The following is a 16,493-nucleotide window of genomic DNA, read 5'->3' as shown; positions in this document are numbered from 1 at the left end:
TTAGAGGAACAAATGGGGCGAGTATCAATCCATCTGTTAATTTCAACAGTTTTTGCTTTAGATTGCGTTTTGAGCTTTAGACCATTGCTATTGGATTCTTGACTCCTTTTCCAATTGAATAATAAACGTCGTCCCCTTATCAAGCTCACTCGTTACATCTATTTGTCCTCCATGAGCTTCGACAATGGTTTTCGCAATGGAAAGTCCAAGTCCGGAGCCCTCTCTATTTCTTGACGCATCTGCACGGAAGAAGCGATCAAAAATATGCGATAAATTTTCCTTCGATATTCCTTGACCAGTATCCTCTATTTTAATAAAGATTTTTTGATTCCTTGTTTTCATAGTGCAGGTAATCGTTCCCTTTTTTGTATACCGTATCGCATTATCAAGTAATATATACAAAAGCTGCTCGATCCGAGCCTGGTCTCCTATGATCCAAACCTGATCCTCTATCTCTTCCTTTAATATTCTTCCCTCGGGAATAATACGTGACATTCGTTTCAGCAAGGCATTCATAACCTCTGATAATGAAAATTTCTCTTTTTCAATTTTCAATTGCTCATTATCAGTTCTTGCAAGAAATAATAAATCGCTAATGAGTTTATTCATTAATTCAGACTCTTTTTTTACATCTTCCAGAATTTCTTTCCCAAAAGGGCTCAAATTCTTTTCTTCTTCTTGAGTAAGTAAATCTACCGAGCTATAAAAAATGCTAAGTGGAGTCCTAAGCTCATGGGATGCGTCAGATACAAATTTCTTTTGCATCTGAAAGGATTTTTGTATGGGTTTCATGGCCTGACCTGCAAAAAAATATCCAACAAGCGCAAACAAAACGCTAAATACGAGTGTGATAATCAGAAGGATCCAAACAATATTTTGAATAATGTGCTTTTCATTTGTGATATCCTCTCCAACAATCATGGTCCCATAAGTATAACCATCCTTATTTAAGGAAAATTTAGCGATAAGCAGATGATTGCCTTCCCATTTCACCTCTTTAGATAAAGAAGACGCCTCGCTTTCCGAAAGCCACTTGCTCACATAATTCGAAAATCCACTTATTGCTTCTTCTCCTCCAATAAGGTTTTGATTAGAATCAAAAAGATAGTAGAAGATTTGCATGTCTGGTTTAAGTTCTAAATCGCCCTCGTCCTTATGTCCCCGATGTTCCTTGTAATCATCATCATCATCCTCGAAATCCTCTAAAATATCATGACTCTCCTTTTGATAAAAAAGCCGCAAATCCTCCATATTTTCTTTCTGAATGGAGCCTGATATAAACCAATAAAGAACCAAAATAAAAATCGCCAGCATGAATAGCAGTGAAGCGGTATAAAGAAACGTTAGTCTATTCTTTAAAGTCTTAAACATCCTCGTCCCTCAATTTGTACCCCACCCCACGTATATTTTGAATTAAGGATGGCGAGCCCTTTTGATCGATTTTCTTTCTTAACAGCTTCACCAAAGCATCAAGCGCATTAGGAGTAACATCGACATCAAAGCCCCAAATTCGTTCAATTAAAACATCCCTTGTCATCACCTGGTGCTTATTTCTAAGAAGAATTTCGAGTAGCTCATATTCTTTCTTTGATAAGTCGATTATTTCACCATTTCGTCTTACTTCATGTGTGTTCAAATCTAATTCAATATCATCCCAGCAAAGCACCTCTTCAAAAGGCTTCTCCTTCCTCCGCAATATTGCCCTTAAGCGTGCAGATAATTCCTCGAATTTAAACGGTTTAATCAAATAATCATCGGCACCGCAATCCAGTCCTGTTACCACATCCTCAATGGCATCCTTCGCCGTTAGAAAAAGGATCCCTCCCTTATAGCCCTTATCTCTAAGCTTTTTACAGGTTTCAATTCCATTTAGCTTTGGCATCATCCAGTCAAGAATAATACAATCATACTCCGTAAAAAGGGCATAATCTAAAGCAGCCTTTCCATCCTTTACCCAATCAACAAGATTAAATTCCTTTTCAAGCAAATGATAAATAAGCTTTCCTAAACGTTCGTCATCCTCTGCTAACAATAGATTCATTCATCTTTCATCCTTCCAATCTAGACACTTATCTAGTTTCTAGAATAACAAATTTTTCTGAAAAATAAATGAAAGTTTTATGGAGATAAACAAATCCTCTAGGCTTACCTTGGTTTTCGGAACTTCTAGGGTTCGCTGGACGCCATATCCAGCATACATTGTTTGAATTTCCTTAGCCCCGATCCGATTAGTGGTCGTCAAACAAGTCCTGATACTTGCCCTTTTGACTCGTATATTCGAACTGGATGACACCGTCACTATCATAGTTTTCAATATCCGATTTGGCATCCTCCAAATTTTCGCTTATGTCCTTTAGCTCATCAATCATCCCTTTGCCAAAGCGGTGCAGTCCGATTAAATTTCCGACACCCGATCTCATTCTCTCCCAATCAGAGGGGTTATTTTTGACATCCATTTCCTCGCCTCTTCCCTTATGAGGAATTTCCCATATTTCTACAATTAATTATTATAAGGTTTATGGAAATATGGTAATATAGGGATTTTATCCCATTCACAGAATATTTCGTATAAATAGGAATAACGACCCATGACCCTATTCTTATATATAGGCATAGTTTTATTTCCTCCTATCAAACTCCTTACTTATCCATTTCTATAAGATTCATCAAACGCTTGTTTAATTCTTTAATACAACTTCTATTGAATCTCATGATGCAAAAGACCACGAAGAGTTTGTCCTGTAGAAAATTTTTGTAATAAAACACTTGCCAGATTAAATTTTATTTAATGCCACGCTAGTGTAATTTCCTAAACAAAAAAGCAGCCCCCCCTAATGAGGAGACTGCTTCTGATAATTTCGTTTAAATACTATTACCTGATAATTTCACATTCACTGTTTTCGTTTTACCATTATGATAAACTTCTAGTTTAATAGTGTCGCCGATCTTGATTTTTGAATATAAATATTCGCGTAGGTCATTGGTATTTTCAATTTTATGACCATCGATGGATAGGATAATATCCTCCACCTCAAGGCCTGCTTTTGCTGCTGCAGAATCCGGATCAATTTGGGTTATGATTGCACCTGATTTTATACTCTTATCAAGACTTTGCAAATAGGTTTGTGGGACCTCGTCTAGACTAGTTAAAGCAACCCCAAGATATGGGCGTTCTACTTTTCCTTTTTCGATAATTTCATTAATGATTGGAACAAGGTCATTACTTGGAATTGCAAAGCCTAAGCCCTCTACTCCGCTTTCTGCGATTTTCATGCTGTTAATTCCCATTACTTGACCTGACGTGTTAATTAATGCCCCACCGCTATTTCCAGGATTAATTGCGGCATCCGTTTGAATTACGTTTAAATCCCAATCACCTGCAGATGTGCTAACAGCAACTGTTCGATTGGTTGCACTCACAATTCCTTGTGTCACAGAGCGTGAGAAATCTAAGCCAAGTGGATTTCCAATTGCTAACACCTGATCCCCAGGTCTTAAAGTTGAAGAATCCCCAAAATCTAACACATTCGTTACATTTTTAGCGTCAATTTCAACGACAGCCAAATCCGTTAAAGCATCTGCGCCAATAAGCTTACCTGTCACCTTTTTCCCGTTATAAAGGGATACCTGAATTTTTTTTGCCCCTTCTATGACATGATTATTCGTTACAATAAGCGCCATGCCATCCTTCTTTTTAAAAATAACACCAGATCCCGTTCCGCTTTCCACATCTCCGCCGCTTTGACTATCACTATTAAAATTAAAGTTGGACTGTTGATCCTGAATATTGACAATTCCCACAACTGCCTTAGAAGCCTTTTCAACCGTGTCTGCAATCGAACTGGATGAACTTGTTGAAGTCTTTTGAACTTGAACCGTGCTATTACTAGAGTTATTTACATCCTGTGATGCACTTTCAACCTTCGATCCACTTGAATACAAATCTTTAAAATAATCTGTATGCGGGGCAACCGCCAATGTAAGGGCTGAGCCAATCACTCCAGCTGCCACTGTTGAGATGACTCCTTTAAAAATGGATCCTCTTCTACCCAGTTCCTTTTTATTCATTGAAACATTTGTTTGTGTTGGCTGTCCTTCGTCTGTTTGCTCTCTTTCGTTTGCGCTAGAATTCTCCTCCTCTTTATACATCTCAACTGTTGAATTAATGTCCTCTACAATATTCTTTTTTTCTGCTGCAGACATATCGTCTATTGGATTCACATCTTCATTTTTATTTTTTTCTTCATTCATATCCATGAACGCTTCCTCCTTTAAAGATTCTCGATTTATATTGCTAACACCTGTTCTTATTTGGTATGGCTTAACTATAGCCCTCAAATATGAAAGAATTGTTAACATTCCTTTAATAGAGTTAGAAATGTTCATGAATATACGGTGGTTAAAGCCTGCTTCATTCATGTTTTTCCCATTTTTGAACGTATATGAATGTGGCATAAAAAAGCGGATCTACAAATTTTTTTAATAATCTTGTGAGTCAGCCCTGATTTAATTAATCTTCACATGTTAATACCGTTTTTAAATTTATATCCTGATGTAGCAACTGCCGAACCTCAAAAGGAACGGACACTTTTATTCGTGATTGACAGTCAATTGTGGTGAGGATAACCTCTGCCTCCACAATTCTTTCTAACGGCTCTCTTTCCATTATTTGTTTAATAGCGAAGCTTGTATTCCCCACACGTTCCATCCAAGTACGAATCATTATGGGATCTCCATCAAAAACCTCTTTTTTGTAATCGGCACTGATATGCACCACAACAGCTTCTACCCCTAATCCTTTACAAAAATGATACCATTCCGTGCGTGCTTGATCTAAATAATCCAAAAGCTTCACATTGCTCACATGATAGCTTTTTGTTTTTGCAACAAGATGCCATTCCGAATAAGCCAATTCATCCCCTCCAAAATCTTAAACCATCAAATAACCTTTATATTCGGCATCTGAAAAACAATTCCTTTCTTTATTTGAAATGATTAAGATTTGGATCAGCAGAAGCTATTAAAAAGGCTGGCACAGAAGGGCATTGAAAATACCCTTAAGCCAACCTGTTTGCTTTCTTTATGCTTGAATTTCTTCCGTTGGAAAACGTAAAATGAATTTGGTTCCCTTTCCTTTTTCGCTGGAGACTTCAACCGTCCCATTATGAAGGGTAACTAATTGTTTAACGATCGATAGACCAAGTCCAAACTCGCCAAACGGAGTACCCGTTCGCGAAATATCCGCTTTATAAAAGCGGCGCCAGATTTTTTCAATTTCAGCAGGATCAATACCAATTCCCGTATCTTCAATTTCAATCATCGATTCGTTTTCGCCAGCTTTTCCTCTTAAGGTAATCACACCATTCTCCGTAAATTGAATACTATTTTTCGTAATATTAATTAATATTTGGATAAGTCGATCATAGTCTGCATGAACAAATACATTTTCTTCGACATCCAACACAATCTGATCGTTCTTTCCGTCCGCCTGAAATTCTAACTGTTCCTTAATAATTTCAAGCACCTCAGCAAGATCAATTTTTTCCTTAAATAACTTTACTTGATTGGATCGGATTTTTTCGTAATCCAGATTTTCATTAACAAGACGTATGAGCCTTTTCGTTTCCTTGCTCACCAATTGCAAGCCTTTTTCCTTTTCATTTTCCGGAATCATATCATTTCTAATTCCTTCAATAACCCCGCTAATAGTGGTCAGAGGAGTCCGCATTTCATGCGAAACATCGGCCATAAATTGTCTTCTTCGATTTTCAAGACTTTCAATCTCCTCCATTGAGACATTTATCTTTCCAACCATGCTATTAAAATCCTTCGCTAGTTCACCGATTTCATCAAAATTAGAGGAAGGAATATGAACCGTATAATCTCCCGATGCGACTAATGAAGTAGCTTCCTGAATCCGATTAATCCGTTTGACATGGATTTTGGATAGAAACCAACTTAACAACAAGGAGACAACCAATGCAATCAATACGGTTAAAATTAAATAGCGATTGATATCATGAATCATCTCCCGTGAACCGCTAACAGGTGAGATTAGTAATATCCCTCCGACAAACTGTCCATTATTCATATACGGTAATGCAACCAATGATACATCCTTGTTGTACCTTTTAAAATCATACTTCACGACTACCGCTTTTCCGCTTGATAAATTATCCCACTCTTCTTTTGAAAATTCGATATCAGGGCCGGGAATTCCAAAAGGCATGATATTTTGATTTATATCAAAGAGACTGAAGCTAATCCCTCTACCAGTTAATACCCTTGCATACTGGCTGATGACAGATTCTGAACCAATCTTATTCCGATCGAGGTCTTGCAAAATATTTTTCCCATAAGATATTAGTTCCTCTGTTTTATTGTTGTAGACAAGATTTTCTACATAATGAGAGAACAATAGACTTAATACTAAAAACGCAACAATAATAATACTGATGTGACTGATAAACTGTTGATAAATATATTTAAATCTCATGCTCCGTCTTCCGTCTCATCAAATTTATAGCCGACACCCCAAACAGTATGGAAAAATGGTTGATTATCAGTGCCCACTTTTTTACGCAAGCGTTTAATATGAACATCCACCGTCCGTTCATCTCCATAAAATTGATAGCCCCATACCGCTTCTAAAAGTTGCTCCCGTGAAAAAACTTGTTTCGGGTGATGCGCAAAATAATATAATAAATCGAATTCCTTTGGTGTTAAATTCGTAATCGGCTGATCATTTAACAGGACTTCTCTTGTATCCTTATTAATCTTAAAATATTGTGTTTGAATGGAACCTTTCGCAACGGACTCATTTTGCCCTCCTTGATATCGACGAGTAACGGCGCGGATTCTCGCCATAAGCGCCAACGGACTAAAAGGCTTCGTCACATAATCGTCCGCTCCCATTTCAAGTCCTAAAACCTGATCTGATTCACTATCCTTAGCTGTCAGCATAATTATGGGAACAGAACTTTTCTCCTCACGAATCTTGCGGCAGATATTGACTCCATCCATACCAGGCAGCATCCAATCAATAATGAGCGCATCCCATGTTCCACTTTTATACCTGTTATAACCCTCTAACCCATCATTGACGAATTCACCTTCAATTCCTTCTTTTGTAAAAAACATCTCTATCATTGAACAAACACTTTCATTATCCTCTATCACTAAAATTTTCATGGTTCAATTCTCCCTTCGCTTTTCGAAGTACGAAAAACTTCTCCTTCTACAAAGTTAAAACGAATTTTTCCTTTTATCAACCTTGTTTTCAATTCTTTCCTAAATATTAACGTTTAAGAAATAGATTCGTCTTAATTTATTCATAATCAACATGGAAGGGCTCGAATAGTCTGGAGGTATTTTTAGTGAAGTAGACTTTTCTTTGCGAAATATAGCAATTTACAACTTTGGAGGGCATTTTTCACTTGGTTTTTCCTCTCTTTCCTAATTTTGTTTTCCTTATATATTATCAACCATAGTTATCGACCATAACAAAAAATCCCCCACAGTTTAGTAAGGGATTTCCATTCATTATTTATCCCACTCTTAACGGACATTTTGACCCCCACTTCAAGATTTTGAAAATGCGAAGAAGATAAGTGGGAGATCAACTGTCCGTAAAGGTCCGACGACGGACAGGATGTCCTAGTCAGGCGAAAGCCACAGGACGTGGCGCTATGAGCGTGATAAGTGAAATAAGATTTTTCTTTGGGCTTCAGCCCTTAGAAAAATCAATCAGGCTTTGCGTGACTAACCATCAGTGGGGGTTTTCGACGCACAGGACGTGCTAGTGCAGACGTTGCGACAGGACGTCGCGCTTTTAGTCTGCCATTCAACCCTCACTGATGGAAGTTTCACTTTATAAAACTTTACTTAAGAAAGCTTGTGTTCTTTCATGCTGAGGATTTTCAAATAATTCTTTTGGAACATTTTCCTCTACAATATAGCCACCATCGATAAATAACACGCGGTCGCCGACTTCACGAGCAAAGCCCATTTCATGTGTCACAACGACCATGGTCATTCCTTCTTTAGCCAGTTGTTTCATAACCTCTAACACTTCTCCGACCATTTCCGGATCTAGTGCGGAGGTTGGTTCATCGAAAAGCATAATCTTTGGTTCCATTGCTAACGCTCTTGCAATGGCAACCCGTTGCTTTTGCCCGCCCGATAAGGAATCCGGATAGGCCTTTTCTTTATCCTCAAGGCCTACTTTTTTCAAAAGCTCCAAGCCCTTCTCCCTTGCCTTTTCCTTATCTACTTTTCTCACCTTTAAAGGAGCAAGCATGATGTTTTCAAGCACTGTTTTATGCGGGAATAAATTGAATTGTTGAAAAACCATTCCTACCTCTGTTCGGATCTCGTTAATATTCACTTTTTTATCCGTAATATCAACGCCCTCAATATAGATATGACCACTCGTAATCGTTTCTAGTAAATTGATACATCTTAAAAAGGTGGATTTTCCCGAACCGGATGGTCCAATGACCACCACAACCTCCTGTGGCTTGATTTCAACATTGATATCCTTCAACACTTCGTGAGAACCAAATGACTTTTGTAATTTTTCTACTTTAATCATTCCGTTGAGAGCCTCCTCTCAAGAAATCTTAATATGAAGCTTAAGGTTAATGTCAAAATTAGATAAATTAACGCAGCTGTAAGTAGTGGTTCCCAAACGCGATAATATTGACCCTGCATAGCTCGTCCCCAATACATAAGCTCTGGAGCTGCGATAACAGATGCCAAAGAGGAATCCTTAATCAGTACGATAAATTCATTCCCTAGCGGCGGAATCATTCGTTTAAAAGCTTGTGGTAACACCACATATCTCATGGCTTGTACATGGTTCATTCCTAATGATCTTGAAGCCTCCATCTGTCCCCTGTCAATTGATTGAATGCCCGCTCTGAAAATTTCAGCAATATAGGCGGCTGAATTGAGCGAAAGACCAATAATTGCAGCTAAAACTCCATTGGTTGAACCCGTAAATAAGGGAACTACTCCAAAATGGATAATCAATATTTGGACTAAAAGAGGAGTCCCACGAAAAAGAGTAATGTAGCATTCGAACGGAAATGCAAGAACCTTATTCTTCATCATTTTTCCTAATCCAATCAGTAGCCCTAAAACCGTACCAATTAGGATACTTGCAATGGACAGGCCAATCGTTAAAAGTGTCCCCTTCCAAAAGAACGGGGCATAGTCAGCTATCAGGTCAAAACGGAAATCCATAGCTTCCCTCTCCTTTATTTCTAGCATCATCTAATAGGTGATATTTCCGAAAAAATCATGAAAAGCGAAAAAAGGCGTAACACCTTTTACAGAGTTACGCAATTTCCACTCTTTTATTGCTGTGCTTTTAAGTTTTCAATATCAGGTTCTGTACCAAAATTATCTTGATAGATTTTCGCATATGTTCCATTATCAAAAACTTTATTAATGGCTTCATCAAATTTAACTTTTAACTCGCTGCCTTTTGGAAACATTAATCCATAGTACTCTTGAGCAAAGCTATCTTTATCTTCAATCACAACTAATTTATCCTTTGGATTGTTTTTTGCATATTCCTCAACAACGGTATTATCCGCAACAACGGCATCTGCGCCTTTATTTTTAAGCTCCATGATTGCGAGATTGTTATTCTCAAATTTCTTAATATCCTTACTATTTTTTCCAAGAATCCCTTCAGCTGCTGCCTGACCAGTTGTTCCATTTTGAACAGCTATGACCTTCCCTTTAAGATCTGCAGCTGATTTAATACTGCTGCCTTTAGGTACTAAAATTTTGTTAGTAGATAAGAAATATGGCACTGAGAAATCATAGGTTTCTTTTCGAGCTTTATCAATTGTAATCGCCGAGACGGCAAGATCAGCACGTTTATCTTGAATTTCAACAAATAGCGGATCCCAACCAACATGGACTAAATCAATTTTATAGCCTGCTTCCTTTGCAACGGCATTAACAAAATCCACATCAAAACCAACAATTTGGTCTCCTTTCATGGATTCAAATGGTGCATACGCTGCATCTGTTACTACTCTCAGTGTTTTTGTCTCTTTGCTTGCTCCTCCATCACTCTTCTCGTCCTTGCTTGCTTCCTTTGTACCGCAAGCCGATAGAATAAGAGAAATCGAGACAAGCATTGCTACCATAAGAAAAGACAGCCTCTTCATCAATAAAAATCCTCCTTTAAAAATCTGTATTTTCACTTTCTACTAAATATTATCATTATTCAGTCTTTTTTATTGAGTATAATTCTAGTTGTAGCATTTTGCAAGAAAATGTAGAAAAAAACTTTAGGAAACTACCATATTAAAATAATATTTTTCGGGGATAATCAACCGTGTAGAAATGTAATTATATATATATATGTAGAGAAAAGAACTTGTATGATAGAGAAAAGAGCAACCCTTTCCTTTATTGGGCTGCTCTTTTTCATTTATTTTTGCTTGTAATACGTAATAGCTAGGGCAAATGCTAGTACAGCTCCCTTAACGATATCCATTGAATAATAAGGGACAGATAACATGACTAGACCATTTTGTAGCAGCCCGATTAACACAGCTCCAACAAATGTCCCAAAAGCATTCGCTTTGCCTGCTCCAAGCACCGAAAAACCGATAAAAGCAGCGGCAACTGAATCCATTAAGTATGGAGCTCCTGCATTGATTTCCGCAGTCATAACCCTTGAGGAAAGGATGATTCCACCAATTGCAGCAAAAAAAGCCGACAATATATAGGCGATGATGCGGTATTTATTTACTTGAATGCCTGATAATCTTGCTGCTTCCCGATTTCCTCCGATTACATACATATATCTTCCATGCTTCGTATACGTCAAAAAAATATGAACAACAATTACAGCCACTGCCATAATGAGAATAATCCATGGGACTTGACCAATTTTTGTGAAAAAGACGGGAATCAAACCTTTAGAAAAGGTTCCATCTGGCATAACCATATTTTGTGAAATTGTTGCTCCTTTTGTGTAAGTAAGTGCGATTCCTTGAATAATAAACATCATTGCCAAAGTCATGAGCATATCGGGAATCTTTAATTTAACAATCATAAATGCATTTACTAAACCAACCAATAAGGATGCAGCAATTGCCGAAAGAATGGCCACCACTGTATTTTGTGAAAACCAAACAAACATCGAAATCACAATCGCATTAGATAAAGAGGTCACGGAACCAACAGATAAATCAAAACCGTCCACTGATAAAGAGATTGTAATTCCAATAGCAATAATCGTCACAATTGATATTGATCTTAAAATATTGATTATATTGCTACCTTGTAAAAAAGTCGGATTTATTGCCGAAAAAATGATGATAAGAGCAAAAATGGTTAGGATTGTTCCATATTTATATAAAAATGAAAATAACTCGAATTTTACCTTTTTCGGGGCGGTTTTAAGTATGGGCGTATTTATTTCCATTCTATCTGCCTCCTGTTGAATAATATAAAATCTCTTCCTCATTCGTTGCTTTCGTATCAAGTTCCATGATGGTCTGTCCATCATACAAACAGTAAACCCGATTGGTTATTCCCATAATTTCATCTAATTCACTAGATGCATAGATGATGGCTTTTCCTCTTTTGGCTAATTCAATAATCAGTTCAAATATATCCTTTTTCGCCCCAACATCGACCCCTTTTGTAGGTTCATCAAAAAGATAAATAACAGCATCCAGGACAAGCCATTTCCCTATTGCTACCTTTTGCTGATTTCCTCCTGAAAGATTGGATACAGAGGACTCATCGGACGGTGTTTTGATGCCAAGTCGGGCAATAAGGTTTTGTGCAGCTTGCTTCATTTTTCTTCGATTCAAAAAGCCGCCTTTATGGGTAAAAAAATTTAAACTGACAGCTGATAAATTCGTACCAACCGTTTCATTAATAAAAATTCCTTCCTTTCGCCTTTCTTCAGGAATAAAAGCGATTCCGTTTTTGACCGCTACATAAGGGCTGTTGATGTTCACCGTTTTCCCATTCAGCTTTATTTCTCCTGATTCTACATTTTCAGCCCCAAATATTGCTTTACAAATCTCTGTTTTCCCCGCACCAACAAGACCTGCCAATCCAACTATTTCCCCGGCCCTAACATATAAATCGATATATTTTATTTTATCTGTATCCTTCAACCCTCTTACTTCCAGAACAGTTTCTCCAATATCTGCTTGATGAGGAGGATATTGCTCTTCTAAGCTCCTCCCAAGCATATATTCCACAACTTGATTTTGCGTTGTTTCAATAATTTTTTTCATCGCTACGATTTGGCCATTTCTCATAATCGTAATCTCTTCGCAAATCTCAAAGATCTCCGGCAAGCGATGGGAAATAAAAATAATCCCTACCTGTTGCTCCTTCAACCTTCGAATGATACGGAATAGCTCTTTTGTTTCTTTTTGGCTAAGAGGAGCTGTCGGTTCATCTAAGATTAAAAATTCACACCGCCTCGATAGAGCTCTTGCGATTAGCACCATTTGTTTTTCAGCCAATGTCAGTTCACTTACAAGTCTTTTGGTAGACAAATTGATATTCATACTTTCTAGAATGTCAGATGCTCGCTTATGAAGCCTCTTCCAATTGATCCATTGCTTCTTTCCCGTTTCATGAGCCACATCATGTAACATAATATTCTCAGCAACAGAAAGATATGGGATCAACGCGGTATCCACTTCCTGATAAACAATTTGTATTCCTTTTTCTTGTGCATCTCTTGGAGATTGAATCTCTATTTTTTCTCCATTCAACATTATTTCACCTGAATAGTGAGTATAAGCACCAGAAATCACTTTCATTAAAGTTGATTTGCCCGCACCATTTGCACCAATTACAGCATGGATCTCACCTACTGATAATGAAAAGTTCACTCCATCCAAGGCCTTCACTCCCGGAAATTCTATCGAGATGTTTTTTAACTCTAGTAAACTCCTGCTCATTTCCTTTCCCCCTCTCTCACCCTAATTTAAAGCTCCTATTCCATAAACAAGCACCCTCCCATTTTCAATTAAGAGAGTGCTTTCCATTTTATTTCTTATTATGCTCCTTTAATATCTTCATCCAATCTTCTTCAAATGCTGTAGACTTTCCCCATCCATCGATAATATTAGCTAAATTAACCATATTGACGGGATCCTTTGATTTTTGCAACGCATCTTGAGAAACAAGTGAAGCTTCTAAATCATAGGTTTGTGGGGTTTCTTCCCCTGCAAGTTTTTTCGCAAGTATTCTCAAATCCACAGCACCAATTAATTTAGGATCCACAGCAGCTGTATACTTCCAAGGACTACCTGCAGTTTGGATTTCTTGAAGATCAGCATTGGAAACGTCAATTCCATAGATTTTGATTTCATTTCTTCCTGCTTCCTTAATAGCGCGGGCAGCACCTGTAGCAAAGGCATCCCAGGTAGCAAAAATAGCATCGATACTTCCTTTCGGATGTTTATTAAGCATTGCTGCAACGGCATTTTGGGTATCAACTGTTGTATTGGCTGTTGCAACGCCAAATCTTTCAATCTCTTTAATTCCTGGATTAGCAACTAAAGTCTCCTTATAAACTTTGTCTCTTCTTACCATTGGTGGAAAGCCATCAACCCAAAGATATACAATATTCGCTTTCCCTTTTTGATCCTTCACTAATTGTTCCAATGAAAGCTTTGCTAATGCTTCATCATCCTGGGATGTTAGTGTAACTCCTTCCACTTCAGAAAGCTTAGGATTGGAATCAAAGGTAACCACACTTTTTCCTGCTTTAACAATCTTCTTCACATCCTCAACAGTTGCATCATCATCGCCATGTGAAATGATAAAACCATCATAATCTTGATTCAGCGCCTGATTGATAGCATCATGAAACTTTGCTGTATCACCATTCGCTGTAAAAACATCAACTTGTAGTCCAAGTGCTTCCCCTTCCTCTTTCGCTCCTGCGAGAAATTGGGCCGTATGATCATCTCCACCAATTTTTCTAATCACCTTAATTTTGATGGGATCTTCCATTGTAAATACCTCTGGTACGCCTTTTAACGATGCATTGACATTTCCTTTTGCTTGTTTAGATTCACCACCGGATGTGCATCCTGTTAGTAATAATATGGCTGCAATCGATGAGACCATAGCACTTCTAAAAAAGTTCCTTTTCATTTTGCAATCTCCCCTTTTTAAAATTCATAAACCTAATTAAATTTATTGGAAAGGTTGGTTTAATAAAATAATAAAGTCCTATTTAACTAAAAAACCTCTCCGGAAAAGAGAGGTTCATCACACATAAATAGGACTTTCCCCTCTTATCTTTCAAAACAAAATTGTTTTGCAGGAATTAGCACCAATTCCATACGGAACGGTTGCTGGGCATCATCGGGCCAGTCCCTCTGCCACTCTTGATAAGAGAATTCTTTTTATTCAGTTTATTGAGATAAGCTTACTTTAATCGGATATTGCCAATATGTCAATAGTGTTTTTTGAATTGGTGTAATTTTAAAAATGATTATAAAAGGATATTTGTTTTACATTTTAGATTAGAATATCTGGTTTTCTCCTATTCAGTTTTGTTAAAATGATAAGTAAACTTTTTTTATGAAAGTGAAATACTGGTCCAGGTAGAAAAGATTTTTTAAGCAAATATTGATATAATAAGAAAAATACCATGTACATAAATGTAGAAAGGTTGATAACGGTTGGATAACAATTCTTCAAATTTTATTCGAAACATTATTGTGGAGGACTTGGAAAGTGGAAAACGGAAAGAAGTTGTTACAAGATTTCCACCTGAGCCTAACGGTTACCTCCATATCGGCCATGCGAAATCCATCATTATTAATTTTGGTTTAGCAGATGAGTTTAACGGAAAAACCAATTTGAGGTTTGATGATACAAATCCACTGAAAGAAGATCAGGAATTTGTGGATTCCATTAAAGAGGATGTAAAGTGGCTGGGATATGAGTGGGAAGAACTTCACTTTGCCTCCAATTACTTTGATGAAATGTATCGTCGGGCAGTTCTGCTCATTAAAAAAGGAAAAGCATATGTGGATGAATTAACGGCAGAACAAATTCGAGAATATCGCGGAACGTTAACAGAACCAGGAAAAGAAAGTCCTTATCGCAATCGTTCTGTAGAGGAGAACTTAGAATTATTCGAAAGGATGAAAGCTAGAGAATTCGAAAACGGGAGCAAGGTTTTAAGAGCAAAAATTGATATGTCTTCACCTAATATCAACTTACGTGACCCTGTTATTTATCGTATTTCTCATGCATCTCATCACAATACGGGGGACAAATGGTGCATTTATCCAATGTATGCTTTTGCTCACCCAATTGAGGATGCCATTGAAGGAGTCACTCACTCCCTTTGTACAACGGAGTTTGAAGATCAGCGCCCTCTTTATAATTGGGTTGTTGAAGAGTGCGAAATGGAAAGTAAACCACAACAAATCGAATTTGGACGATTAAATATAACGCATACGGTTATGAGTAAGCGCAAATTGAAACAATTAGTTGAAGAAAATTATGTAGACGGCTGGGATGACCCTCGATTGCCAACAATTTCCGGTTTACGTAGAAAAGGGTATACTCCAGAAGCAATTCAAGAGTTTATTAAAGCAGCAGGGGTTTCAAAAGGATTCTCTACTGTTGATGTACAAATGCTTGAACACTTTGTCAGAGAAGATTTAAAATTGAAAGCACCGAGAACCATGGGTGTATTGAAGCCATTAAAAGTGGTGATTACCAACTACCCAGAGGGACAAGTCGAAATGCTCGATGCCGAAATCAATCCTGAAAATCCTGAAATGGGCGTTCGTCAAATTCCTTTTTCAAGAGAAATTTATATTGAACAAGAGGATTTCATGGAAAACCCACCGAAGAAATACTTCCGTCTCTTTCCTGGAAATGAAGTTCGCTTAAAGCATGCCTACTTCATTAAATGTGAAGACTTCATTAAAGATGAGAATGGAAATGTCGTTGAAATTCATTGCACTTACGATCCTGAAACAAAAAGTGGCACCGGCTTTACTGGTCGTAAAGTTAAAGGCACGATTCATTGGGTGGATGCTAAACATGCAATCCCATCTGAATTCCGTTTGTATGAGCCTTTGATTCTCGATAATGAAAACGAAGCAACAGAGGAAGATAGTGAAGAAAAAACATTCCTTGATAAGGTGAATCCAAACTCATTAGAAATTGTCCAAGGCTTTATTGAACCGAATATGAAGGATGTTAAGCCTTTTGACAAGTTCCAATTCTTCAGACACGGCTACTTTAATGTTGACCCTAAGGACTCAACAAAGGAAAAACCTGTATTCAATCGTATCGTCTCATTAAAGAGTTCGTTTAAGTTATAAAAAGGGAAAAGCAGCTCCAAATTGAACTGCACCCCAATTGTTAGACACTATCTAACAATTGGAGGTGCAGTTTTTATATGACTAAATATACAAGTGATATAAAATTAAATATTATTCAAGGCTATAACC

14 protein-coding genes and 1 riboswitch are annotated in these 16,493 nt (G+C 37.4%); of the genes, 1 reads left to right on the top strand and 13 read right to left on the bottom strand.

The genetic code is table 11. The features are described 5' to 3' along the window. Positions 1-87: 87 nt before the first annotated feature. From ACE38V_RS22295 to ACE38V_RS22235, 13 genes are all read right to left on the bottom strand, one after another. Positions 88-1,371 carry a sensor histidine kinase gene (locus tag ACE38V_RS22295; protein WP_375844858.1) on the bottom strand — a complete coding sequence of 428 codons (1,284 nt, stop codon included), beginning with the start codon at positions 1,369-1,371 and terminating at the stop codon, positions 88-90. Next, on the bottom strand, positions 1,364-2,041 hold the full coding sequence (locus tag ACE38V_RS22290) for a response regulator transcription factor (protein ID WP_375844857.1): 678 nt from the start codon (positions 2,039-2,041) through the stop codon (positions 1,364-1,366). Before ACE38V_RS22290 ends, ACE38V_RS22295 begins: the two co-directional genes overlap by 8 nt. Positions 2,042-2,228: 187 nt before the next feature. Continuing rightward, on the bottom strand, positions 2,229-2,456 hold the full coding sequence (locus ACE38V_RS22285) for a hypothetical protein (RefSeq protein WP_375844855.1): 228 nt from the start codon (positions 2,454-2,456) through the stop codon (positions 2,229-2,231). Between the two features lie 406 nt (positions 2,457-2,862). Continuing rightward, positions 2,863-4,257 (bottom strand): S1C family serine protease, encoded by a 1,395-nt coding sequence (locus ACE38V_RS22280; RefSeq protein WP_375844854.1) that lies wholly within the window; start codon positions 4,255-4,257, stop codon positions 2,863-2,865. 253 nt (positions 4,258-4,510) lie between these two features. Then, the gene (locus ACE38V_RS22275; protein ID WP_375844852.1) at positions 4,511-4,912 is read right to left on the bottom strand and encodes an acyl-CoA thioesterase; all 402 of its coding nucleotides are present in this window, start codon (positions 4,910-4,912) and stop codon (positions 4,511-4,513) included. Between the two features lie 168 nt (positions 4,913-5,080). Then, a complete protein-coding gene (locus ACE38V_RS22270) occupies positions 5,081-6,496 on the bottom strand; it encodes an ATP-binding protein (protein WP_375844850.1) in 1,416 nt (471 codons plus the stop codon). Beyond that, positions 6,493-7,191 (bottom strand): winged helix-turn-helix domain-containing protein, encoded by a 699-nt coding sequence (locus tag ACE38V_RS22265; protein ID WP_375844849.1) that lies wholly within the window; start codon positions 7,189-7,191, stop codon positions 6,493-6,495. The genes ACE38V_RS22270 and ACE38V_RS22265 overlap by 4 nt, the downstream gene beginning before the upstream one ends. A gap of 679 nt (positions 7,192-7,870) precedes the next feature. Further along, the gene (locus ACE38V_RS22260; RefSeq protein ID WP_375844847.1) at positions 7,871-8,593 is read right to left on the bottom strand and encodes an amino acid ABC transporter ATP-binding protein; all 723 of its coding nucleotides are present in this window, start codon (positions 8,591-8,593) and stop codon (positions 7,871-7,873) included. Beyond that, a complete protein-coding gene (locus ACE38V_RS22255) occupies positions 8,590-9,246 on the bottom strand; it encodes an amino acid ABC transporter permease (RefSeq protein WP_375844845.1) in 657 nt (218 codons plus the stop codon). The genes ACE38V_RS22260 and ACE38V_RS22255 overlap by 4 nt, the downstream gene beginning before the upstream one ends. A 113-nt stretch (positions 9,247-9,359) precedes the next feature. Continuing rightward, positions 9,360-10,187, bottom strand: a complete 828-nt coding sequence (locus ACE38V_RS22250) for a basic amino acid ABC transporter substrate-binding protein (protein WP_375844844.1) — start codon at positions 10,185-10,187, stop codon at positions 9,360-9,362. Positions 10,188-10,453: 266 nt separating this feature from the next. After that, entirely contained in the window at positions 10,454-11,455 is a 1,002-nt protein-coding gene (locus ACE38V_RS22245) for an ABC transporter permease (protein WP_375844843.1), read from the bottom strand. Position 11,456: 1 nt separating this feature from the next. After that, on the bottom strand, positions 11,457-12,962 hold the full coding sequence (locus tag ACE38V_RS22240; RefSeq protein WP_375844842.1) for a sugar ABC transporter ATP-binding protein: 1,506 nt from the start codon (positions 12,960-12,962) through the stop codon (positions 11,457-11,459). 88 nt (positions 12,963-13,050) lie between these two features. Further along, positions 13,051-14,166: a sugar ABC transporter substrate-binding protein gene (locus tag ACE38V_RS22235; protein WP_375844840.1), complete on the bottom strand. Its 1,116-nt coding sequence runs from the start codon at positions 14,164-14,166 to the stop codon at positions 13,051-13,053. A 140-nt stretch (positions 14,167-14,306) separates the two neighbouring features. Then, a riboswitch (SAM riboswitch) is annotated at positions 14,307-14,412 on the bottom strand. Positions 14,413-14,699: 287 nt separating this feature from the next. On the opposite strand from ACE38V_RS22235, the gene ACE38V_RS22230 reads away from it, so the two are divergent. After that, positions 14,700-16,364: a glutamine--tRNA ligase/YqeY domain fusion protein gene (locus tag ACE38V_RS22230; protein ID WP_375844838.1), complete on the top strand. Its 1,665-nt coding sequence runs from the start codon at positions 14,700-14,702 to the stop codon at positions 16,362-16,364. The last annotated feature ends 129 nt before the right edge of the window (positions 16,365-16,493 follow it).

The sequence above is a fragment of the Cytobacillus sp. Hz8 genome, from assembly GCF_042263505.1.
In the GTDB taxonomy this organism is placed as follows: Bacteria; Bacillota; Bacilli; order Bacillales; family Cytobacillaceae; genus Bacillus_BE.
The sequence above is the reverse complement of the archived record's forward strand: the minus strand, read 5'-3'. Positions and strand labels throughout refer to the sequence as shown.

Excerpts from the sequence above, each read along its gene's own strand:
- ACE38V_RS22280 (WP_375844854.1), bottom strand. The coding sequence starts at position 4,257 with ATGGATATGAATGAAGAAAAAAATAAAAATGAAGATGTGAATCCAATA.
- ACE38V_RS22250 (WP_375844844.1), bottom strand. The coding sequence starts at position 10,187 with ATGAAGAGGCTGTCTTTTCTTATGGTAGCAATGCTTGTCTCGATTTCT.
- ACE38V_RS22290 (WP_375844857.1), bottom strand. The coding sequence starts at position 2,041 with ATGAATCTATTGTTAGCAGAGGATGACGAACGTTTAGGAAAGCTTATT.
- ACE38V_RS22265 (WP_375844849.1), bottom strand. The coding sequence starts at position 7,191 with ATGAAAATTTTAGTGATAGAGGATAATGAAAGTGTTTGTTCAATGATA.
- ACE38V_RS22270 (WP_375844850.1), bottom strand. The coding sequence starts at position 6,496 with ATGAGATTTAAATATATTTATCAACAGTTTATCAGTCACATCAGTATT.
- ACE38V_RS22245 (WP_375844843.1), bottom strand. The coding sequence starts at position 11,455 with ATGGAAATAAATACGCCCATACTTAAAACCGCCCCGAAAAAGGTAAAA.
- ACE38V_RS22255 (WP_375844845.1), bottom strand. The coding sequence starts at position 9,246 with ATGGATTTCCGTTTTGACCTGATAGCTGACTATGCCCCGTTCTTTTGG.
- ACE38V_RS22295 (WP_375844858.1), bottom strand. The coding sequence starts at position 1,371 with ATGTTTAAGACTTTAAAGAATAGACTAACGTTTCTTTATACCGCTTCA.
- ACE38V_RS22285 (WP_375844855.1), bottom strand. The coding sequence starts at position 2,456 with ATGGATGTCAAAAATAACCCCTCTGATTGGGAGAGAATGAGATCGGGT.
- ACE38V_RS22240 (WP_375844842.1), bottom strand. The coding sequence starts at position 12,962 with ATGAGCAGGAGTTTACTAGAGTTAAAAAACATCTCGATAGAATTTCCG.
- ACE38V_RS22260 (WP_375844847.1), bottom strand. The coding sequence starts at position 8,593 with ATGATTAAAGTAGAAAAATTACAAAAGTCATTTGGTTCTCACGAAGTG.
- ACE38V_RS22235 (WP_375844840.1), bottom strand. The coding sequence starts at position 14,166 with ATGAAAAGGAACTTTTTTAGAAGTGCTATGGTCTCATCGATTGCAGCC.